The sequence below is a fragment of the Serratia sp. Res13-Sevr-LER1-36-b genome, assembly GCF_015673035.1.
GTDB classification, from domain to species: domain Bacteria; phylum Pseudomonadota; class Gammaproteobacteria; order Enterobacterales; family Enterobacteriaceae; genus Chania; species Chania fonticola_C.
Genome location: NZ_JADACK010000020.1, coordinates 311659 through 333802 on the forward strand (window position 1 = coordinate 311659; position 22144 = coordinate 333802).

Annotated in this window: 19 protein-coding genes, 1 pseudogene and 1 other annotated feature; of the genes and pseudogenes, 5 read left to right on the forward strand and 15 right to left on the reverse strand. The window is 54.4% G+C overall.

Features of this window, described 5'->3' with window-relative positions; genetic code table 11:
• Positions 1-54: 54 nt before the first annotated feature.
• From nhaR to dnaK, 4 genes are all read right to left on the reverse strand, one after another.
• Positions 55-954 carry a transcriptional activator NhaR gene (gene nhaR / locus IMQ33_RS15565; protein WP_021179255.1) on the reverse strand — a complete coding sequence of 300 codons (900 nt, stop codon included), beginning with the start codon at positions 952-954 and terminating at the stop codon, positions 55-57.
• 179 nt (positions 955-1133) lie between these two features.
• Positions 1134-2300 (reverse strand): Na+/H+ antiporter NhaA, encoded by a 1167-nt coding sequence (gene nhaA, locus IMQ33_RS15570; protein WP_024527212.1) that lies wholly within the window; start codon positions 2298-2300, stop codon positions 1134-1136.
• A gap of 278 nt (positions 2301-2578) precedes the next feature.
• Positions 2579-3709, reverse strand: a complete 1131-nt coding sequence (gene dnaJ, locus IMQ33_RS15575) for a molecular chaperone DnaJ (protein WP_024527213.1) — start codon at positions 3707-3709, stop codon at positions 2579-2581.
• Positions 3710-3814: 105 nt separating this feature from the next.
• On the reverse strand, positions 3815-5731 hold the full coding sequence (dnaK, locus tag IMQ33_RS15580) for a molecular chaperone DnaK (protein ID WP_196062210.1): 1917 nt from the start codon (positions 5729-5731) through the stop codon (positions 3815-3817).
• A 323-nt stretch (positions 5732-6054) separates the two neighbouring features.
• Here dnaK and satP point away from each other — a divergent pair, with 323 nt between their 5' ends.
• The gene (gene satP / locus IMQ33_RS15585; RefSeq protein ID WP_196062209.1) at positions 6055-6654 is read left to right on the forward strand and encodes an acetate uptake transporter; all 600 of its coding nucleotides are present in this window, start codon (positions 6055-6057) and stop codon (positions 6652-6654) included.
• A 72-nt stretch (positions 6655-6726) separates the two neighbouring features.
• Here satP and IMQ33_RS15590 read toward each other — a convergent pair whose 3' ends face one another.
• The 3 genes from IMQ33_RS15590 to tal form a co-directional block, all read right to left on the reverse strand.
• Positions 6727-8019 (reverse strand): MFS transporter, encoded by a 1293-nt coding sequence (locus IMQ33_RS15590; RefSeq protein WP_065683569.1) that lies wholly within the window; start codon positions 8017-8019, stop codon positions 6727-6729.
• Between the two features lie 128 nt (positions 8020-8147).
• A complete protein-coding gene (gene mog / locus IMQ33_RS15595) occupies positions 8148-8735 on the reverse strand; it encodes a molybdopterin adenylyltransferase (RefSeq protein ID WP_024483581.1) in 588 nt (195 codons plus the stop codon).
• 133 nt (positions 8736-8868) lie between these two features.
• Positions 8869-9822 (reverse strand): transaldolase, encoded by a 954-nt coding sequence (gene tal, locus IMQ33_RS15600; RefSeq protein ID WP_024483582.1) that lies wholly within the window; start codon positions 9820-9822, stop codon positions 8869-8871.
• A gap of 379 nt (positions 9823-10201) precedes the next feature.
• Between tal and IMQ33_RS15605 the strand changes: the two genes are divergently transcribed.
• Both IMQ33_RS15605 and yaaA read left to right on the forward strand, forming a co-directional pair.
• Positions 10202-11635 carry a sodium:alanine symporter family protein gene (locus tag IMQ33_RS15605; RefSeq protein ID WP_196062208.1) on the forward strand — a complete coding sequence of 478 codons (1434 nt, stop codon included), beginning with the start codon at positions 10202-10204 and terminating at the stop codon, positions 11633-11635.
• Positions 11636-11734: 99 nt separating this feature from the next.
• Positions 11735-12508 carry a peroxide stress protein YaaA gene (yaaA, locus tag IMQ33_RS15610; protein WP_161713441.1) on the forward strand — a complete coding sequence of 258 codons (774 nt, stop codon included), beginning with the start codon at positions 11735-11737 and terminating at the stop codon, positions 12506-12508.
• A gap of 43 nt (positions 12509-12551) precedes the next feature.
• Here the strand turns inward: yaaA and thrC are convergent, their stop codons facing one another.
• The 6 genes and pseudogenes from thrC to IMQ33_RS26410 form a co-directional block, all read right to left on the reverse strand.
• Positions 12552-13841, reverse strand: coding sequence for a threonine synthase (gene thrC / locus IMQ33_RS15615; RefSeq protein WP_065683572.1), 1290 nt, complete (start codon positions 13839-13841; stop codon positions 12552-12554).
• Positions 13842-13844: 3 nt separating this feature from the next.
• Positions 13845-14774 (reverse strand): homoserine kinase, encoded by a 930-nt coding sequence (gene thrB / locus IMQ33_RS15620; protein WP_173409854.1) that lies wholly within the window; start codon positions 14772-14774, stop codon positions 13845-13847.
• 1 nt (position 14775) lies between these two features.
• Positions 14776-17235 carry a bifunctional aspartate kinase/homoserine dehydrogenase I gene (thrA, locus tag IMQ33_RS15625; RefSeq protein ID WP_074028457.1) on the reverse strand — a complete coding sequence of 820 codons (2460 nt, stop codon included), beginning with the start codon at positions 17233-17235 and terminating at the stop codon, positions 14776-14778.
• Between the two features lie 25 nt (positions 17236-17260).
• Positions 17261-17379 (reverse strand) — a sequence feature (Thr leader region).
• Positions 17318-17404: a thr operon leader peptide gene (gene thrL, locus IMQ33_RS15630; protein ID WP_071592991.1), complete on the reverse strand. Its 87-nt coding sequence runs from the start codon at positions 17402-17404 to the stop codon at positions 17318-17320. It overlaps the preceding feature by 62 nt.
• 195 nt (positions 17405-17599) lie before the next feature.
• Positions 17600-18286 carry a tRNA/rRNA methyltransferase gene (locus IMQ33_RS15635; RefSeq protein WP_196062207.1) on the reverse strand — a complete coding sequence of 229 codons (687 nt, stop codon included), beginning with the start codon at positions 18284-18286 and terminating at the stop codon, positions 17600-17602.
• 389 nt (positions 18287-18675) lie between these two features.
• A pseudogene (locus IMQ33_RS26410) lies at positions 18676-18813 on the reverse strand (hypothetical protein); the annotation flags it as partial.
• A gap of 108 nt (positions 18814-18921) precedes the next feature.
• On the opposite strand from IMQ33_RS26410, the gene arcA reads away from it, so the two are divergent.
• A complete protein-coding gene (gene arcA, locus IMQ33_RS15640) occupies positions 18922-19638 on the forward strand; it encodes a two-component system response regulator ArcA (protein ID WP_024483588.1) in 717 nt (238 codons plus the stop codon).
• A gap of 125 nt (positions 19639-19763) precedes the next feature.
• Here arcA and creA read toward each other — a convergent pair whose 3' ends face one another.
• On the reverse strand, positions 19764-20243 hold the full coding sequence (creA, locus tag IMQ33_RS15645) for a protein CreA (protein WP_021179241.1): 480 nt from the start codon (positions 20241-20243) through the stop codon (positions 19764-19766).
• A gap of 342 nt (positions 20244-20585) precedes the next feature.
• Here creA and robA point away from each other — a divergent pair, with 342 nt between their 5' ends.
• Positions 20586-21455, forward strand: coding sequence for an MDR efflux pump AcrAB transcriptional activator RobA (gene robA, locus IMQ33_RS15650; protein WP_024527222.1), 870 nt, complete (start codon positions 20586-20588; stop codon positions 21453-21455).
• On the opposite strand, the gene gpmB is transcribed toward robA, so the two are convergent.
• Entirely contained in the window at positions 21452-22099 is a 648-nt protein-coding gene (gene gpmB, locus IMQ33_RS15655) for a 2,3-diphosphoglycerate-dependent phosphoglycerate mutase GpmB (RefSeq protein ID WP_021179239.1), read from the reverse strand. The genes robA and gpmB overlap by 4 nt on opposite strands.
• Positions 22100-22144 lie beyond the last annotated feature (45 nt).

Here is a 22144-nt window from a genome sequence, read left to right on the forward strand (position 1 = left end):
GTGCTTGTTAAAAAAACCGGCCTCGGCCGGTTTTTTTACGCCTGACGTTCAAGCCTACAGCGCAAACAGCGCCGAGAAGTCCTTGTTGCATACCCGCTGTACCGCCGGGTGCTGGATCATTCGCTCGGCAAAAATGATGTAATACTCTTCCTGCACGCTATCGACACGCCCGATCTCCACCACGTCATCATCGCTATAGGTATCCAGCGCATACAGCGTTGGCGCCACGAAGATCGCATTGTGGTACAGGCCGAAAGCCTTCATCAGGGCCGCATCGTCAAACTCCCCCAGTATTTCGACCTTGATACCTTGCGTGTTGAACCAGTTGAGCAGCTTGCGCCCCAGCATTGAACGCCTTCCCGGGATCAGCAAGCGGCGCTGTTCCAGACAGGCAGGGAACGGTAAGTCGGGTATCGGCTGACGACAGAAGAAACTGACCCCACACTCGCCCAGCTTAAGCGAAAACAAACCTTCCTGCTGGCTAGAGTCAACCGGGCAATCCGACAGGATCATATCCAGCTTATGCTGGCTCAGTTGCTCCAACAGCATCTCATGGGTTGATTCAAAACAGCGCAGGTGGATTTGCTCGTTGTCCACCACCACCGCCGTTTCCAAGACCTGGCTGACCAGACGTTTGGATAGCGCATCCGCTACGCCCACGTCAAACAGCAGGTTGGACTCCTTGCGGTAGTTGACGATATCCAGCATTTCCTGGCTGAGCATAAACATCTTGTCGGCATAGCGGAACACCAGTTGGCCTAGCTCGGAGGGGACCAGCCCACGCCCCTGGCGTTTGAACAGCTTACCGTTGAGCCGTTCTTCCAGTGCCTTGATTTGGCCGGTGATGGTCTGCGGCGTGAGGAACAGGGCTTCTGCCGCTCCCACGACCGACCCCTCCTTGCACACCTGCCAGAAGTAATACAGGTGGTTAAAGTTGATATGAGACATTCTCAAAACGTTCTCTCCTTAGGTTTCTCATCGGCAAACGGTCTGCCGTGATGAGCGACAAACTCCCTATCGTTAATTTCGGACAACGCAAAGTTATCTTTAATCCCAAGTGCAGCGTGGCTGACAAAGCCACGCTACCTCTACTATTGTAATAGCCCTTCAGCAACGAGGGGTAAATACAAAGGTCATCGGCTGCGAGGCAAGCTCAAACGCAGCAGGCCGTAACCCACTACCGCAGCACTGGTCGATCCCAATAGTATGCCTAATTTGGCATAGGTACTGAGAGCCACATCCGCATCGGCGAAGGCCAATGAGGCAATAAAAATCGACATGGTGAAACCAATACCACAGAGCACGGCCACGGCAAACACCTGTTTAAAGCCGATATCCTGCGGCAAACGGGCAATCCCCAGCTTCACCGCCAGCCAGCAGAAGACGAAAATCCCCAGCGGCTTGCCGATAAACAGCCCGGCAGCAATTCCCAGCGGCAACAGTGAAGTCAACCCGCTCAAGGACACCCCTTGCAACGATACACCCGCGTTGGCAAAGGCAAACAGCGGCAGGATCAGGAAGGCGACCCAAGGGTGCAGCTCATGTTCCAAGGTTTCAGAGGGTGAAGGCTCACTCTTGGCATTCAGCGGGATCATGAAGCCGACAATCACCCCGGCCAGCGTAGCGTGAACGCCTGACTTGAGGATCGCTACCCACAGCACCAATCCGACCATCATATACAGCGAGGTCTTACCCACTCCCCGCCAGTTCATTAGCGCCAATACCACGATCGCCGCAGCCGCAACGCCCAGCGCCACCATCGAGACCTGATGGGTATAGAACAACGCGATAATGATAATGACCCCAAGGTCATCGATAATCGCCAAGGCTAGCAGGAATACCTTCAGGCTGGTCGGCACCCGGTTGCCCAGCAAGGCCATCACGCCCAAGGCAAAGGCAATATCCGTTGCCGCCGGGATCGCCCAGCCCTGGCGGGTCACTTCATCGGCACCGTTGAACAGCAGATAGATCAGCGCCGGAGCCAGCATGCCGCCTAACGCGGCAATCGCCGGGAAGATAGCCTTCTCACGCCCAGCCAGGGAACCTTGCAGCAGTTCACGTTTGACTTCAAGCCCCACCACCAGGAAGAAGATGGCCATTAAACCGTCGTTAATCCACAGCAGCAGCGGTTTGGCAATTTCCAGCGAGGCGATGCTGACCGCCACGGGTAAATTGAGGAAGGCCTGATACAGCCCCTGTACGGGGGTATTGGCCATGATCAAAGCCACCACGGCAGCAGCGATCAGAATAATGCCGCCAGCGGCTTCTTGACGCAGAAATTGACGAATAATAGTAGTCACAGTACGTCGCTCCAAAATGCCCGTCGTGTTTCAAGCTGCAACTCGAAATCCATAGGGCAAAGATAAAGAGGCAAAGCGCCCCGGTTTCCAGACAATGAAACGAGTATAGTCGAGTAATCACCTCGAAAAAATCAGTTTATAAATGCAAAATAACTCGATAAAACCGATCTGTTTGAGCTATATATCACACTTTTTATAGGGGCATTCAGACAGCAAAGATAAAAAAACCCCGGTTTGCTTAAACCGGGGTTTGAGGAGTGATGCGCAGAGAAAGTTGATTAACGAGTCAGGTCGTCAAAAAACTTTTTCACGCCGTCGAAGAAGCTTTTCGAACGCGGGCTGTTTTTATCCCCAGAAGGGCCACCCAGACTCTCTTCCAACTCTTTGAGCAGCTGCTTCTGCTTCTCGTTCAGACTCACCGGCGTTTCTACCACCACGCGGCACAGCAGGTCACCCTGGCTGCCACCCCGTACCGATTTCACCCCTTTACCACGCATGCGGAACAGTTTACCGGTCTGAGTTTCCGCCGGGACTTTCAGCTTGACGCGGCCATCCAGCGTTGGCACTTCAATCTCGCCACCCAAGGCAGCCATAGCAAAGTTGATCGGCACTTCACAATAGAGGTTATTGCCTTCACGCTCGAAGATCGGGTGAGCACTCACCTGAACCTGAACGTACAGATCCCCTGCTGGTGCACCGTGTTCACCAGCTTCACCTTCACCCGCCAAGCGGATGCGGTCGCCAGTATCTACGCCCGCCGGGATTTTCACCGACAGGGTTTTGGATTTCTCTACGCGACCGTGGCCATGACATTTGTTGCACGGATCCTTGATGATCTGACCACGCCCGTGGCAGTGCGGACAAGCCTGCTGCACGGTGAAGAACCCTTGGCGCATCTGCACCTGGCCCTGACCATGACAGGTCGGACAGGTTGCCGGTGAACTGCCCGGCTTGGCACCGTTGCCATGGCAGACATCGCACTCTTCCAGCGTTGGAATACGGATCTCTTTGGTCACGCCACGCACGGCTTCTTCGAGCGTCAGATCCATGTTGTAACGCAAATCGGATCCACGGCTGGCACGTTGACGGCGTCCGCCGCCAAAGATATCGCCAAACACGTCACCAAAGATGTCACTGAAGTCGGCACCGCCGCCACCAAAGCCACCACCACCGCCCATACCACCTTGCTCAAAGGCCGCATGGCCGTATTGATCGTAGGCAGCACGTTTTTGATCGTCGGTCAGGATCTCGTAGGCTTCCTTGACCTCTTTAAACTGGCTTTCGGCGTCTTTTTCCTGATTACGATCAGGGTGATACTTCATCGCCAGGCGCTTATACGCCTTTTTGATTTCGCGCTCGTCTGCCGTCTTGGCAACGCCGAGCACCTCGTAATAATCTCTCTTCGCCATTATTTCTCTTACCCTTAACATGCGTGCACGGGCGTAGAGTTGCCTCGACGCCCGTGCTGGTTTCCGGTTACGGCCTGTGGCCGTACCGTGCCCGCTTAAGGGCGATTATTTTTTGTCTTTAACTTCTTCAAACTCGGCGTCAACCACGTCGTCGTCTTTCTGCGCCGCGTTGTCTGCACCGGCATCAGCACCCTGTGCCTGCTGCGCTTGAGCCTGGGCCATTTCCATCAGCTTGCCGGAAACCTGCACCAGAGCCTGGGTTTTCGCTTCGATTTCGGCTTTATCTTCGCCTTTCACCGCCGCTTCCAGATCTTTCAGCGCGCTCTCGATAGCGGTTTTGTCTTCAGTTGGCAATTGCTCGCCCGCTTCTTCCAACTGCTTACGGGTACCGTGGATCAGGTGATCCGCCTGGTTACGAGTTTGCACCAGTTCTTCGAACTTACGGTCAGCTTCAGCGTTCACTTCGGCATCGCGCACCATTTTCTGGATTTCTTCTTCGTTCAGACCAGAAGAAGCCTTGATGGTGATCTTCTGCTCACGACCGGTGTTCTTGTCTTTCGCAGACACGTGCAGAATACCGTCGGCATCGATATCGAAGGTCACTTCGATCTGTGCCATACCGCGTGGTGCCGGCTGGATGCCGTCCAGGTTGAACTGGCCCAGTGACTTGTTGTCATTGGCACGTTTACGCTCACCCTGCAGCACATGGATGGTCACCGCTGCCTGGTTGTCTTCGGCAGTAGAGAACACCTGGCTGTGCTTGGTCGGGATAGTGGTGTTTTTGGTGATCAGCGGCGTCATTACGCTGCCCATGGTTTCGATACCCAGTGACAGTGGGGTAACGTCCAGCAGCAATACGTCTTTCACATCACCGGCCAACACACCGCCCTGAACCGCAGCACCAACGGCAACCGCTTCGTCCGGGTTAACGTCTTTACGTGGCTCTTTACCGAAGAAGTCAGCAACTTTCTTCTGAACCATAGGCATACGGGTCTGGCCACCGACCAGGATCACGTCCTGAATGTCAGAAACCGACAGGCCTGCGTCTTTCAGTGCCACTTTCAGCGGCTCGATAGAGCGAGCAACCAGATCTTCTACCAGCGACTCGAGTTTTGCACGGGTCACTTTGATGTTCATGTGTTTTGGACCGCTGCCATCTGCAGTGATGTACGGCAGGTTGACGTCGGTCTGTTGAGCAGAAGACAGCTCGATCTTGGCTTTTTCAGCGGCTTCTTTCAGACGCTGCATCGCCAACGGATCGTTGCGCAGATCCATGCCCTGCTCTTTCTTGAACTCTTCCACCAGATAGTTGATCAGGCGGCTATCGAAGTCTTCACCACCCAGGTGGGTATCACCGTTGGTCGCCAGAACTTCGAAGGTTTTTTCACCGTCAACGTCGTCGATCTCAATGATTGAGATATCGAAAGTACCGCCACCCAGGTCATAAACCGCGATGGTACGGTTGCCCACTTCTTTGTCCAGGCCATAAGCCAGGGCCGCAGCAGTAGGTTCGTTGATGATACGTTTCACTTCCAGACCTGCGATACGGCCAGCATCTTTGGTCGCCTGACGCTGAGCATCGTTGAAGTAGGCAGGAACGGTGATAACCGCTTCAGTTACCGGTTCACCCAGGTAATCTTCCGCCGTTTTCTTCATTTTCTTCAGGACTTCCGCAGAGATCTGCGGTGGTGCCATTCTCTGGCCCTTCACTTCCAGCCAGGCGTCACCGTTATCGGCAGCGACGATGTTGTAAGGCATGATAGCCTTGTCACGCTGTGCTTCTTCATCCTGGAAGCGACGGCCAATCAGGCGCTTGATCGCAAACAGGGTGTTTTGTGGGTTGGTAACAGCCTGACGCTTAGCAGGCTGGCCAACCAGAATTTCACCATCCTGGGTATATGCGATGATTGAAGGAGTGGTGCGATCGCCTTCGGCATTCTCCAGCACGCGCGCCTTGCCACCATCCATAATTGCTACACAAGAGTTGGTTGTACCCAGGTCGATACCAATAATTTTGCCCATCTAAACATCTCCACTAATAAATTCATAATCGGTCAGGTTGCTAACTATATGCGGGCGTTTTTTTGCTTTTCAACTGCCCGGCATCTCAGTGTTACCCGCGGTCAGCAACTGCGGTTGCCAATAAGATGGGGCCATCCACACCAGCATCAAGGGGCAGGGCAAAAAAAATTTCGTTTTTATCCGCAGCCAGATCATTGTTTCCTGACGTGGGGATCATTATGATGCCGCGCGCTCTGATGGAAGTTATGGGTTTTTCGGCCATTCAGACCAATTATTAAATTACCTATCCATTTTCGTTACAATTCTGTTATCGCAGAGGACATATGCACTCCAACAAGTTGGCAAATCCCGGCCCCCTGGGTCTGATGGGCTTCGGGATGACTACCGTCTTGCTGAACCTGCACAACGCGGGCTTTTTCCCACTGACTTCCGTCATCATCAGTATGGGGATTTTCTTCGGTGGCATGGCTCAGATTTTTGCCGGTATTCTTGAGTTCAAGAAAGGCAACACCTTCGGCTTGACCGCCTTCACCTCTTACGGCTGCTTCTGGCTGAGCCTGGTAGGCATCCTGCTGCTGCCACGCATGGGCCTGGCAGAACCGACCGACGCGAACGTCCTCGGCATCTACCTTGCACTGTGGGGCGTCTTCACTCTGTTCATGTTCTTCGGCACGCTGCGCACCAACCGTGGGTTGCAGTTCGTGTTTGCCAGCCTGACCGTGCTGTTCGCACTGCTGGCCGTCGGCAACATCACCGGTAACCACGCGATCCTGACGTTCGCCGGTTACGAAGGCATTATCTGTGGTGCCAGCGCGATCTATCTGGCAATGGCTGAGGTGATCAACGAACAGTTGGGCCGCACCGTTCTGCCAATCGGCCCGGTGAAAGTTCAGCAGGCCACGCTTGCCGCTGTTACTGCATAAATCCGTACTAACGTGATTATAAAAAAACCCTGCGGTGTTCACTCGCAGGGTTTTTTATTGGGCGAAAATCCCTTAGTTCAAGAGTGGCTTTTCACTGTTCAGGTCGCGACGCAGGTAGATCCCCAGCAGCAGGCCGAGCGTCGATAACGCCAGCATATAGTAAGCGGGCGCTAACGGGGTTAACTTCATGATCAGCGTGACAAATACCGGGGTTAAACCACCAAAAATCGCGTATGCCACATTGTAGGAGAACGAAATCCCGCTAAATCGCACTTCCGCCGGAAAAGCCCGCACCAGGACGTAAGGCACCGCGCCGACGATCCCCACGCTGAAGCCAACCAATGCGTAGGTGGCAAACAGCATTTCTGGATGGGTTGCCACCGACTGATAGAACAGCCAACTGCACCCTGCCAACAGCAAACTGCCGACGATAAAGGTTTTGCTGGCACCAAAGCGATCAGCCGCCGAACCAGAGACGATACAGCCCGCAAACAGCATGACGATCGCGATGCTGTTGGCCTGCAGTGACAGCGCCGGGGCTATGCCAAACTGTTTTTGCAGGTAGGTTGGCGTCATCAGGATCACCACCACAATACCTGCCGACAACAACCAGGTCAGCAACATCGAGACCGCGATCTCTCTACGGTGATTCATCACCACCGATTTCAGCGGCAGCTCTTCTGCCAGCGCCTTACGCGCCTGCATCTCGATAAAGATTGGCGTTTCCTGCAACCAACGGCGCAGATACATGGCGAACAGACCAAAGATGCCCCCCAGGAAGAACGGGATACGCCAGCCACCGTCATGAATAGCCTGTTGGCTGAGCGTGGTATTGATAACGGTGGCCACCAGCGAGCCGAGCAGGATACCGGCCGTCAGGCCAGCAGTGAGCGTGCCACAGGCAAAACCAACGCGTTTGCGCGGCACATGCTCCGCCACAAACACCCAGGCACCAGGGACTTCACCACCGATCGCCGCGCCTTGCATAACCCGCATCAACAGCAGCAGCAACGGTGCGGCGATGCCGATATTGGCATAGGTGGGCAGCATCCCCATCGCCAACGTCGGTAACGCCATCAGCAGGATGCTCAGGCTGAACATCTTTTTACGGCCCACCAGATCGCCGAAGTGCGCCATGATAATGCCGCCCAATGGCCGAGCCAGATAGCCCGCCGCAAAGATACCGAAGGTCTGCACCTGACGCAGCCACTCAGGCATATCCGCCGGGAAGAACAGATCGCCCATTACCGCGGCAAAGAAAACAAAAATGATGAAGTCATAAAACTCCAACGCACCGCCCAGGGCAGCCAACGTCAGAGTTTTATAATCTTGCCGGTTGAGCCGGCGATTATTATCGTGATGCATAAGATACCGTTAGAGGAAACAGGAAAGACACAGAAAGCATAACGGCTGACTGTAAAAAGTTTCTTACTATAACGGCAAAATAATTTCACACCAGATGCGCTGAAGGTTATCCCGCAGATTGCTGAAATTTAGAGATTTATCTCGCGCCGCGCATTCTTGGGACGAAATGCTGCTACCACGGCCTCGTGAGTCTCTACATAAGGGCCTTCGAGCAGTTGGATGCAATAAGGCACGCTGGCAAAAATACCGTGCACTACCACCTTGCCTGCCTCGTCCTTCACCCCTTCCAGCGTTTCTTTAATCGATTTGGGTTGCCCCGGCAGATTGATGATCAACGCCTGTTTACGGATCGCCCCAACCTGACGTGAAAGAATTGCCGTTGGCACATAGTGTAGGCTGATTTGGCGCATTTGCTCGCCAAAACCCGGCATTACCCGATCAGCAATCGCCAGCGTAGCGTCGGGAGTAACGTCACGCCGGGACGGCCCGGTGCCGCCGGTAGTCAGCACCAGATGGCAGCCCATTTCATCAACCAGCTCACACAACGTATGCTCAATCAGCGTCTGCTCGTCGGGGATCAGCCGGGTTTCCAGGGTGAACGGCGTCGCCAAAGCGCTGCCCAGCCACTCTTCCAGCGCCGGGATCCCTTTATCCTGATAAACGCCCCCTGAAGCGCGGTCCGAAATAGAAACCAAACCAATGCGTAATGTATCCATGTTTTACCTCTGTCTTATGCCCCGGTTACCGAAGGGAGATGAATGACGGGAGTATAGGGGGTTTGCCCGATGAGGTGGATATTCAGGTATAAAAAAAGGTGGCCGAGGCCACCTTCTGCACGACTTTTCGTAATTACAGCAAGTCGGCGATCATTTTTTCCAGCTTGCCCTGGTCTACTGCAAACTTGCGGATACCGTCGGTCAGTTTCTCAACCGCCATTGGATCCTGGTTGTGCTGCCAGTAGAACTCAGGCTCGGTCAGCGGTGCCGGACGCGCTTTCACTTCGCCGGTATAAGACAGTTTACGCTCCAGTGCGCCTTCGCTCTCCGCCAGCTCTTTCAGCAGTGCAGGGGCAATGGTCAGACGATCGCAGCCCGCCAGTTCGATGATTTCACCCACGTTACGGAAGCTGGCGCCCATCACCACGGTTTCATAGCCGTGCTGCTTGTAGTACTGATAAATTTCAGACACTGAAACCACGCCCGGATCTTCGTGCGGGGCAAACTCTTTCTTGTCGCCATTGGCTTTGTACCAGTCAAGGATACGGCCAACGAACGGCGAGATCAGGTACACGCCAGCTTCGGCGCAGGCACGTGCCTGAGCGAAGGAGAACAGCAGCGTCAGGTTACAGTTGATGCCTTCTTTTTCCAGGCGCTCGGCCGCACGGATGCCCTGCCAGGTGGAGGCCAGTTTGATCAGGATGCGATCGTTGCTGATGCCCGCTTCGTTATACAGTTTGATCAGGCGCTTGGCTTTGGCAACGCTGGCTTCGGTATCATAAGACAGACGCGCGTCTACTTCGGTGGAAATGCGGCCCGGGACCAGTTTCAGGATCTCCAGACCAATGTTGACGGCCAGCTTGTCTGCGGCATCGGCAACCTGCTGATCGCGATCGCTGCTCTGCTCGCGAGCCCACGCAATGGCTTCATCGATCAGTTTGCGGTATTCAGGAATTTGCGCTGCATTGAGGATCAGCGAAGGGTTGGTGGTGGCATCTTGCGGTTGATATAGCTTCATTGCAGCGATATCACCCGTATCCGCAACTACCGTAGTCAGCTGGCGTAGGGACGTTAATTTATCGGTCATGTTGGCATTATCTCATCGTTTGTGCATGAACTTTTGGCATCGTTCAACCATGCCTTGTCCTGATAATAACATGCACGTAGCCCGGCGCAAGGCAGGAAAATCACGCGCTGGCGGCGGTTGTTTTATCCTTGTGCGAGCAACCGGTTACGCACCGATAATTCGCAATTACCGAAGCAATGCCACGGCATTAACGCGCAGTCCCCCCTGAAAATTATGTTAAATTCCCGCCAACTTTTTTATTCACCGCAAAAATCCAGAAGAAGGCTGTAATTCCCGTCAATGGGATGATTTTAGCCAAGTTCTTGTAGATAACTGACTCAAGTTTTCCGAACCAAGGTCGAAGAACCAGAGCAGCAGTAATCTTAACAAGGAGAAACATGTGACGGATCTGATTAACTTTATCAATAACATCCTGTGGAGTTCAGTACTGATCTATTTGCTGTTGGGGGCCGGCATCTACTTCACCTTACGTACCCGCTTTATTCAAATTCGTCACTTCAACCATATGTTTTCCGTGCTGAAGAACAGCACCAAAAGCGACGGTGCGGGTATTTCATCCTTCCAGGCACTATGCACTTCATTAGCCGCTCGTGTCGGCACCAACAACCTTACCGGCGTGGCGATAGCGCTTACGGCTGGCGGCCCCGGCGCCATCTTCTGGATGTGGGTGATCGCGTTTATCGGCATGGCGACCTCTTTCATTGAGAGTACCCTGGCGCAGCTCTACAAAACCAAAGACGATAACGGCCACTACCGTGGTGGCCCGGCCTACTATATGGAAAAAGGCTTGGGTATGCGCTGGATGGGCGTGATGTTCTCCATTTTCCTGCTGATCGCATTCGGCCTGGTGTTCAATGCGGTACAGGCCAACTCCATCGCCCTGGCCAGTTCCGTGGCCTTTAACATCGACCCCATGTACGTCGGCATAGTGTTGGTGGTGCTGAGCGCCATGGTGATCTTTGGCGGTATCCGCGCCATCGCCCGGGTCGCAGAAAAAATCGTACCGTTTATGGCCTTGGCTTACCTCCTGCTGGCGCTGTGGATCATCGGCCTGAATATTGAGCATATGCCAGCCATCCTGGCGTTGATCTTCAAAAGCGCTTTTGGCGTGCAGGAAGTCGCTGCCGGTACCCTCGGCTACGGGATCTCCCAGGCCATGACTCAGGGTATACAACGCGGGCTGTTTTCTAACGAAGGCGGGATGGGCTCGGCTCCCAATGTGGCCGCTTCCGCTACCCCTTATCCGCCACACCCTGCCTCACAGGGCTATGTGCAGATGCTTGGCGCATTTGTCGATACCATCGTCATCTGTAGCGCAACGGCGGCGATAATCTTGGCCTCTGGTGCACTGGATAATCCCCCGTCCGACATCAGCGGCATCGATCTGACCCAGCGGGCCATGGCCAGCGCCGTCGGCTCCTGGGGCGCGCCCTTTGTCGCGATTGCCATTTTCCTGTTTGCCTTTACCTCTATCATTGCCAATTATGCCTATGCCGAGAACAACCTGATCTTCCTTAAGCACCACCATCCAACCAAGCTGACGATTTTCCGCTGCTTTGCCTTGGGGATGGTGATGTTTGGCTCTATGGCAGAATTATCCACGGTGTGGAAAATGGCCGACATCTCGATGGCGCTGATGGCGATCACCAATCTGACCGCTATCTTGTTACTGTCCGACGTGGCCTTCAAATTGGCCAAGGATTACAACCACCAGCGTTCACTCGGCAAGCTGCCCACCTTTGACATCAACCACTACCCGGAGCTGGGATCCCAACTCGAACCGGGGATCTGGAAGCCGAGCAGGCAGAGATAACCCTCCAGGGCGCGTAAAGTGCGCCCTATCACAGCCATACCTCCTGGTCTTGCGCGCTTTTTGCTACAGTAGCCACATGTTGATAAACAGGATGTGACCATGCTCATTATTATTTCACCTGCCAAAACCCTGGATTATGCAAGCCCATTAGCCACCGAGCGCTTTACTCAGCCCGAATTGTTGGATCAGTCGCAAGAGCTGATCAAAATCTGCCGTAAGCTGACCCCGGCACAAATTTCGGGCCTGATGAGCATCAGCGATAAGCTCGCGGGCCTGAATGCCGCACGCTTTGGCGAATGGCAACCTGACTTCACCCCGGACAATGCTCGTCAGGCGCTGTTGGCGTTTAAAGGCGACGTTTATACCGGCTTACAGGCGCAAGACTTCAGCGAAGAGGATTTCGACTTCGCACAGCAGCATCTGCGGATGCTCTCTGGCCTGTACGGGGTGCTGCGCCCGCTGGACCTGATGATGCCTTACCGCCTGGAGATGGGGATCAAGCTGGAGAACCCGCAGGGCAAAGACCTATACAGTTTCTGGGGCGATCGAATCACCGAAAAGCTGAATCAGGCCCTGGAGCAGCAAGGCGATGATGTGGTGGTGAACCTGGCTTCGGATGAATACTTCAAATCGGTAAAACCGGCCAAGTTGCGCGGTACGCTGATCAAGCCGGTATTCCTGGACGAGAAAAACGGCAAGTACAAAGTCATCAGCTTCTACGCCAAGAAAGCGCGTGGGCTGATGAGCCGCTTTATCATCAAGAATCGCTTGGAGCGCAGAGAACAGCTGGTTGATTTCAATCTGGAAGGGTATGCCTTCGATGAGGCGGCTTCGGCAGGTAATGAGCTGGTGTTCAAACGCCCGGAGCAGTGAGAAATCCGTTCCCTCTCCCAATTAGGAGAGGGAACGGGTTTTATCAGACTGGCAACGTCATCATGAATTGACGCAGCGCGGCAAAATCCGCCGCCATGTTATGCGACAACAGCGGCAACTGTGCGCGCACTGCCAAGGCCTGTGGTAACGGCAACTCCTGGCCGAGGATCTCTTCAACGCTTTCCTTGAACTTGGCCGGATGTGCCGTGCCCAGGAACAGACCAAACTCCCCTGCCTGCAATTGATCGCGCAGAACGCGATAGGCGATCGCCGCATGAGGCTCTGAAAGGTAGCCCAAGGCAGCCAACTCCTTCATGGTTTCTTTGGTAGTTTCATCACTCACCGCGCCATGTGCCAACTCCTTCAACTGCCAGATTTTACGGCGGAACAGCTCTTCCACACGCGGCCAGTTGTTAGGCTGGCTGACGTCCATCGCATTGGATAACGTCGCCACGGTGGCGTTTGGTTGCCATTCACCAGTGGTCAGGAAGCGTGGCACGGTGTCGTTAGCATTGGTGGCGGCGATAAAGCGTTTCACCGGCAGCCCCAGGGATTTCGCCAGCAGCCCGGCGGTCAAGTCGCCAAAGTTGCCGCTTGGCACGGAAATCACCAACTGATTGCGAGCTTCCTGCGGCAGTTGCGCCACGGCTTCAAAGTAGTAGCAGATTTGCGCCAGCAGGCGGCTGATATTGATCGAGTTGGCCGAGTTCAGGTGAACAGCCTCTTTCAGTTCCTGATCGTCAAACGCCTGCTTCACCAACGCCTGGCAGGCGTCAAAGTCGCCATCGATAGCGATGGTGTGGATGTTGCCACCCAACGTGCAGAACAGCTTTTCCTGGAGCGAACTGATCTTGCCCTGTGGATAGAGGATCACCACGCGCACGTTTTTCAGGCCATAGAAGGCATGAGCAACGGCAGCGCCGGTATCACCGGAGGTTGCAGTCAAGATGGTCACTGGCTGATCGCCCGCAACTTCCGCCAGCATCTGCGCCATAAAGCGGCCGCCGAAGTCTTTAAACGCCAGCGTCGGGCCGTGGAACAGCTCCAGGCAGGCGACATCGCTCTCCACCTGTGCCACCGGGGCCGGGAATTCAAACGCGGCCTTCACCCGCTTGTACAGCGCCTCTTCGGCGATCTCGTCGCCAATAAAAGCGGACAGGATCTTGCTGCTGCGAGTGACAAAGTCCATCTCCAGCAACTTATCAATCTCGGTCAGTTCGAATTCTGGCAGTTCCAGCGGGAAAAACAGCCCTTGCTGCTTACCCAGGCCCTGTTTGATAGCCTGCGCGAAGCTGACCTGTTCGTTATGATCTTTCAGATTGTACAGTTTCATGCGTTATCCCAATAGTCGAGCGCCAGCGGTATCCAGGCGGCAAATATGAACAAAACCTTCGTCGTTTTGCAGGTAATGGTTGGTCAGCCAATCAGCCATGCGTTGCGCCGTTGCGCCGTCATCACAGACCGCAAACAGCGTCGGGCCGGAGCCGGAAATGCCGCAGGCCAAGGCACCGATATCCTGTGAGGCTTTACGCGCTTCAGCAAAGCCTGGCAACAGGCGGGTGCGATAAGGCTCGGCAATCACGTCCTGCATCAGCTTGGCCGCCAGACGCGGTTGCTGAGTGTGACAAGCGTGAATAAAGCCCGCCAGATAACGGCCATGGCTGATACAGTCCTGGCGGCGGTATTGCGCGGGCAGAATGGCACGCGCCTCTGCGGTGGATACCTTGATGCCCGGATAGGCCATCACCCACAGCCAGTCTTTAAAGCCAGGCACTTCCTGGCTGATGATCCCTTCTTCTTCCAGCATCAGCTGCAGGCCGCCCAGATAGCACGGCGCAACGTTATCGTAATGCACGCTGCCGGAAATACGCCCTTCCAGTTCGCCCATCAGGGCCAACAGTTGCGTCTCGTTGAGCGGGCGATCGCAAAATTCGTTCATCGCCATCAGACCGGCCACCACCGAGCAAGCGCTGGATCCCAGCCCAGAGCCGATCGGCATGTTCTTCTCCAGCCGCATCGCTACCGGCACTTCACGGCCAATCGCCTGACAGAAACGCTCCCAGCACTGGTAAACAATGTTCTCTTTAGGATCGTTCGGCAGCTTGCTGACAAAACGCCCGCCATTCTCCAGGCTGAAGCGGCTGGCCGCTTCTACACTGACGCAATCCCCCAGCAGCGTGCCGTCGATAGGGGAAACCGCAGCTCCCAGCACATCGAACCCGACGCTGACGTTACCAATTGAGGCCGGTGCATACACCTTAACCATATTAGACTCCCAACTTCCATGACAGTGTGCGCAACAGATCGGCAAATACCCCGGCCGCCGTCACATCATTACCGGCACCATAACCGCGCAGCACCAGCGGTAATGGCTGATAGTAACGGCTGTAGAAGGCCAGGGCGTTCTCACCGTTCTTCACTTTATACAACGGATCGTTGCCGTCTACCGCATCAATACGTACCAGGCAGCGGCCTTCTTCGATGGCACCCACATAACGCAGCACCTTACCTTCCGCGGCAGCAGCGGCCACACGGCGGTTAAATTCAGCATCCAACTCCGGCAGGCGGGCAATAAAGTTCTCCACATCACCGCTGGCATCAAACGACGGCGGTAGCACCGATTCGACTTCAATATCGCTCAGTTCAAGCGCATAGCCCGCTTCACGCGCCAGGATCAACAGCTTGCGAGCGACATCCATCCCCGAGAGGTCATCACGCGGATCTGGCTCGGTGTAACCGAGGGCCTTGGCCTGCAAGGTGGCCTCTGACAGCGACATCCCCTCATCCAGTTTACCGAAGATAAAGGACAGTGACCCCGACAGGATACCGGTGAAACGCACCAACTCATCGCCCGCATTGAGCAGGTTCTGCAGGTTTTCAATCACCGGCAGGCCCGCCCCCACGTTGGTGTCATACAGGAATTTGCGGCGAGAACCGGCTGCTGCGGTGCGCAGTTGCTGGTAATAATTCATCGACGAGGTGTTGGCCTTCTTGTTTGGCGTTACCACGTGGAAACCATCGGCCAGGAAATCGGCATACTGATCGGCCACTGCCTGGCTGGAGGTACAGTCGACGATCACCGGATTGAGCAGGTGGCACTCTTTCACCAGGCGGATCAGGCGGCCCAGATTGAAAGGCTCTTTGGCTTCGGCCAGTTCGTCCCGCCAGCTTTCCAGCGAGATGCCGTGTACGTTGGTCAACATCGCCCTTGAGTTGGCAATGCCACAGATGCGCAGATCGATGTGTTTTTGCTTCAGCCAAGGCTGCTGGCGATAAACCTGCTCGATCAGCGCCCCGCCGACGCCGCCGACGCCAATCACAAACACTTCGATCACCTGATCGGTGTTGAACAGCATCTGATGGCTGACGCGCACACCGGTGGTGGCGGAATCATTATCGACCACCACGGAGATTGAACGCTCGGAAGAGCCTTGAGCGATCGCCACGATATTGATGTTGGCGCGAGCCAAAGCAGAGAAGAAGCGCGCAGAGATGCCACGCAGGGTGCGCATACCGTCGCCGACGACCGAGATGATTGCCAGGCGCTCCATCACGTCCAGCGGCTCCAGCACGCCGTCTTTCAACTCCAGGTAGAATTCGTCCTCCAGGGCACGACGAGCGCGTTGCAGCTCGCTCTGGGGCACACAGAAGCTGATGCTGTATTCAGAAGAGGATTGGGTGATCAACACCACCGAGATCCCGGCGCGTGACATCACGGCAAACACACGTGCCGCCATGCCGACCATGCCTTTCATACCTGGGCCGGACACGTTGATCATCGCCATATTGTTCAGATTGGTGATGCCCTTTACCGGCGTATCATCAGCCACGCTTTCGCCACCGATCAGGGTGCCGGGAGCTTGTGGGTTGGCGGTGTTTTTAATCAGGCAAGGGATTTGGAACTGGGCAATCGGGGTGATGGTACGCGGGTGGAGAACTTTGGCGCCGAAGTAGGAGAGCTCCATCGCCTCGCGGTAGGACATCGACTTCAATAATCGGGCATCCGGCACGGTACGCGGATCGCAGGTATAAACCCCGTCCACATCGGTCCAGATCTCGCAACAGTCGGCACGCAGGCAAGCGGCCAGCACGGCGGCGGAATAATCGGAGCCGTTGCGCCCCAGCACGACCAGTTCGCCTTTGTCGTTACCGGCAGTAAAGCCCGCCATCAGGACGATATGGTCAGAAGGAATGGCCGCTGCAGCGATACGGAGAGTGGACTCGGCAATATCAACGGTCGACTCCAGATAGTGGCCCTGAGCCAGCAGCTTCTCTACAGGGTTAATCACCGTCACCGGGTAGCCCTTGGCTTTGAAGACGCCTTCCATGATGGCAATAGAGAGCTTTTCACCCCGGCAGATGATGGCCGCATTGACGCTATCCGGGCACTGCCCCAACAACGCCACGCCATGCAGTACCTGTTTGAGTTGCGCGAACTCCTGCTCGACCAGTGCCTTGAGGCGATCGTACTCAAAGCCAGGCAGCGCCTTGGCCAAACCGCTGAGCAGGTCGGCAAAGATGCGCTCGGCGTCGCTCATGGTTGGCAGAATATCCTGGCCGGCTACCGTTTTTTCAATCATCGCCACCAGGTGATTGGTGATCTTGGCCGGTGCGGACAATACCGTGGCTACCTGTCCCTGGCGTGCATTGTTCTCCACGATATCGGCAACGCGCAGAAAACGTTCCGCATTCGCTACCGAGGTTCCACCAAATTTAAGCACTCGCATTTCTGTTATCTCCTGAATTTATGCCGAAAAAAAAGCCCGCACTGGTTAGGTGCGGGCTTTTTTCTTCTGTTTCCTGTACGCGTCAGCCCGCCCCGTTACCTGTGGTATCGGTGGTGGTAATAATTGTCGTATTCAGGCTGATGTTTCGCATTTTGTCTGTCTGTCTCATTAGAATCTCTGTCCCCTCTATTGGTTAAAGCAATCGTCTGGCCAAGTCAAATTATTTCTTTATTTTGCCTATTTACTGGCCACAGCGGGATCTGCGCGATGAAGCCGATAAAAAAACGGAATTGCAGAACAAAAAATCACAATGAAGCCGATTAAATAGTGAATAACACCAGACAAGCAACAGAAAACGCCTACATCACTTCGTCAGTTTTTTTTCAATATCATGCATCAACCGGTGCAGCATGACAGTATCGCGCTGCTGCAACACCCCGAGCCGCTGGTGTAACCAATCGCGCAATTTTTGGTCATCTGTCACGTCCAGCGCCTGTAACAGGCGATCTGCCCGTTGCCGCAACGCGTTGAGCTGCCCGGCATCGGCTAGGGGTTCCTGCTGCGCGCTGACTGACATTAACTGCGCCAGTTGATAGCAATACACCATCACCGCCTGACCGAGGTTCAGCGAAGGATAATCGGCCACCATCGGGACGCCGGTCAGCAGATCGGCCAACTCCAGCTCTTCATTGGTCAGGCCCGAGTCTTCGCGGCCAAACACCAGTGCAGCCTGATGCACCCATTGCTGGCGTTCCGCCAACTGCTCCGTCAGTTGCTGAGGGGTACAGTAGTAATGGAAGCGTGCGCGGCTGCGAGCGGTGGTCGCAACGGTAAAGTCCACGTCTGCCAATGCCTCTTGCAGGGTAGAAAACGTCTGCACCGCATCCAGAATATCGCCAGCGCCGTGGGCGACCCAGCGGGCGGCGGGCTGCAGATGGGCCTCGCTGTCGACGATGCGCAACGAGGTGAAGCCCATGGTTTTCATCGCCCGCGCCGCTGCGCCAACATTTTCCGCCCGAGCGGGCGCGACTAACACGATATGAAGCTGCATCAAGACTCCAGAAAAATAAAGAGAATAGTTCTTTGACTGTTGGGATTTGTCTGATTATATTTACAAACGATTAACATCGTAAATGGTCTCTTGCTATAATATTATTAAATAGGCACTTCAACCTATAAAGCAGACGAAACATTCATAACCACAGGTTAAGTTTTAATTTTCATTAAAAACAAAGCACTGTATTTTCACCCTAAACAGTTAGCTTTCAATTGTAACGCATCAGCCCCAACAAAGCTGAATCGTTCACAGAATTTGACGATCTGTGACTTAACTTGGCAGTTCTGTAAGTGTTTTTCACAAAACTGTTAACGTGCTACAATTGAATTTGATATATGTCAACAAAGCGTAGTTTTGTTAGGTGATGAATTCGGCACACACTGTTATATTGCTGTTAATAGGGTTAGGATATGCGCCGTTTTGGCATCATTCGGGGTGGTAAAAAATAGCCCCCCCACCCAGCTAGCGATCTTGTTGACATTGATGGAAAGCGCATCAAGAACGAGTTTACGTACTGTAGTCGTTTGGTAATTGAGGGAACGTGAGCGGTATCTCTGCCCTCCATGGAAGAACACCGAGACTGCTGTACTTCCTATTTTCTATTTTGTTGGCAATTTTAGGTAGCAAATATGCAGACCCCGCACATTCTGATTGTCGAAGACGAGTTAGTCACTCGTAACACCCTGAAGAGCATTTTCGAGGCGGAAGGCTACATTGTTCATGAAGCCAATGACGGTGCAGAAATGCACAACATCCTGTCCGAAAATGATATCAACCTGGTTATCATGGATATCAACCTGCCAGGCAAGAACGGCCTGTTGCTGGCGCGTGAACTACGCGAACAAGCCAGCGTCGCGCTGATGTTCCTGACCGGTCGTGATAATGAAGTCGATAAAATCCTTGGCCTGGAAATCGGCGCCGATGACTATATCACCAAACCGTTCAACCCACGCGAACTGACCATCCGTGCGCGCAACCTGCTGTCACGCACCATGAATCTGGGTAGCGTCGGCGAAGAGCGCAAGCTGGTTGAGAGCTACAAGTTCAACGGTTGGGAGCTGGACATCAACAGCCGTTCTCTGATCGGCCCTGCTGGCGAGCAGTACAAACTGCCACGCAGCGAATTCCGCGCCATGCTGCACTTCTGTGAAAACCCGGGCAAGATCCAGTCCCGTGGTGAGTTGCTGAAGAAAATGACTGGCCGTGAGTTGAAGCCGCATGACCGTACCGTAGACGTGACCATCCGTCGTATTCGTAAGCACTTCGAATCCACGCCGGACACGCCGGAAATCATTGCCACCATTCATGGTGAAGGTTACCGCTTCTGCGGCGATCTGGAAGAATAAGCCTGTCTTAACGTCACAGGTTAAAAAGGGTTCAGCTTGCTGAACCCTTTTTTATTGAGACCAGACGCGATGCCATCTGAATGGGCTCACAACGTAGGGGGCGCTGTTTACTGCGCCCGTCTGGATTATTTGGCTTCACCCCAAGGGATGATTGGCACCGCGCTCAGGGCATTTTTCGGTGAACCATCTACCACCCGATCGGAATAGCTCAGGTAGATCAGCGCATTGCGATTGGCATCATAAAAACGCACTACCTGCAGCTTTTTGAACACCAAAGAGGTGCGCTTCTGGAACACCACGGTTCCCTCCGCCTTGCCCTTTTTAATCTTGTCGCTCAGCTCGATCGGCCCAACCTGCTGGCAAGAAATGGCGGCATCCGAGGTATCCTCTGCCAGCCCTAATCCACCCTTTATCCCACCGGTTTTAGCCCGACTGATATAACAAGTTACATTTTTCACATCGGGATCGTCGAACGCTTCCACCACAATTTTATGATCTGGACCAAACAGTTTGAACACCGTATCGACCGATCCTACCTGTTCCGCCTGCGCGCTATTAACCGTTGCGCAAACCAGACCGAACAAAAATATCCATCCTTTTTTCATTCACTTAACTCCAATAGAACAGCGTGTTAAATCACAGGGCTGCTAATAAGAACGCCGATGCTTCAGGTCATAGAAATGGGTTTTCCTCGGCCCAGGCAGCTCTTTTTAGCACAGAGAGCGAAAAAAATCTTTGGGAGTCGTGGAGGAAAAAAGTTGCTATTATGCGGCATCGTCATCGCTTAATGCCTGTTAACACCAGTTTTCCCCCGCTTCCCGCAACGCATATCGCAAAAGCGCCGTATGTAATGCAACTGATTGATCAATAAGTCAGTGAGCATCAGGTATCAGCATGACAAATCAAACAGTTCGGGTTCCGAACCTGAAGCTCTACGAGGAAGATCTATGGATCAAGCCGGTATCATTCGTGATCTGCTTAGCTGGCTGGAAAGCCATTTGGACCAACCTTTGTCACTGGATAACGTGGCGGCAAAAGCGGGTTACTCTAAATGGCATCTGCAACGGATGTTTAAGGATATCACTGGGAACGCCATCGGCGCCTATATTCGGGCAAGAAGATTGTCCAAAGCCGCCGTCGCATTGCGCCTCACCAGTCGGCCTATTCTGGATATTGCTTTGCAGTATCGTTTCGACTCACAGCAGACCTTCACTCGCGCATTCAAAAAACAGTTTGCGCAAACCCCGGCGCTGTATCGCCGTTCAGAAGACTGGAACGCCTTCGGCATGTGCCCGCCAATACGTCTGGGCGCCTTTACGCTGCCACATCCAGAGTTTGTCACGCTACCAGAGCTGGACCTGATCGGCCTGACGCAGAGCTACTCCTGTACGTTAGAGCAAATCTCCAACTTCCGCTCCGAGCTGCGTACCCAATTCTGGCAACAGTACCTGGGGCAGATAGAAACCCTGCCACCGGTGCTTTACGGCCTGCACCACTCGCGGCCAAGCCAGGAAAAAGACGACGAGCAGGAAGTGCTGTATACCACTGCCCTGGAGGCGCAACACGTTCCGACCAAGGTGCAGGAAGGCCAGCCGATCACGCTGCAAGGCGGTGAATATGCCATGTTCAGCTATCAGGGGCCAGCATCCGGCCTGCAGGACTTTATCCTGATACTGTACGGCACTTGCCTGCCAGCATTGGAACTGACCCGCCGCAAAGGGCACGATATTGAGCGCTTCTATCCGCAAGGTGACCGGCGTCCGCCTCAGCCACCCAGCGAGATCCGTTGCGACTATCTGATCCCGATCCGCCGTTAGCGCTGTAGCTCATCCAACGCGGGCATGTCCAGATGCGAGATATCGCCCGCGCTTTCCACAATCCAGCCTGGAGCCAACCAGGGGCTTTGCTGATAGTCGACGCGTGACAACGAGCAGTTGCGCAAACGCAGACGGCGCTCTGCATAGGCCGGTAACCCTAATACTGTCCCGATCAGGCACCCCAGCGCGATGCCGTGGCTGACAATCAATGGCTTGCTGCCCTGCGGCAGTTTCAGGCACTCTGTCAGCGCCGCATGCATCCGCGTGGCCAACTCCGTCATAGATTCACCTTGAGGGATACGGCCGTCAGCAGTACCATCGACCATCTGTTTACGCCACAGCTCTTCCTGCGGTGTCAGGCTGTCGATCAAACGTTCTTCCAGAACGCCCATATGCAGTTCACGCAGCCGGGCATCTACCATAACGTCGCAACCGCAAGCGTCCGCAATGATTTGCGCGGTCTGACGGGTGCGGCCCAGATCGCTGGAAATCACGTGCGTCACGCCCTCGCGGCTAACGCGTTTGCCAACCAGATGAGCCTGGTGAACGCCAGTGGCGGTTAATGGGCTGTCGGATTGGCCCTGAATGCGGCGTGCTGCGTTCCATTCCGTTTCGCCGTGGCGAACGAGGTATACCTGTAACATTATGCTTTTCCGTTATACTGCGTGAAACTTGAGTTTATCTGTGGC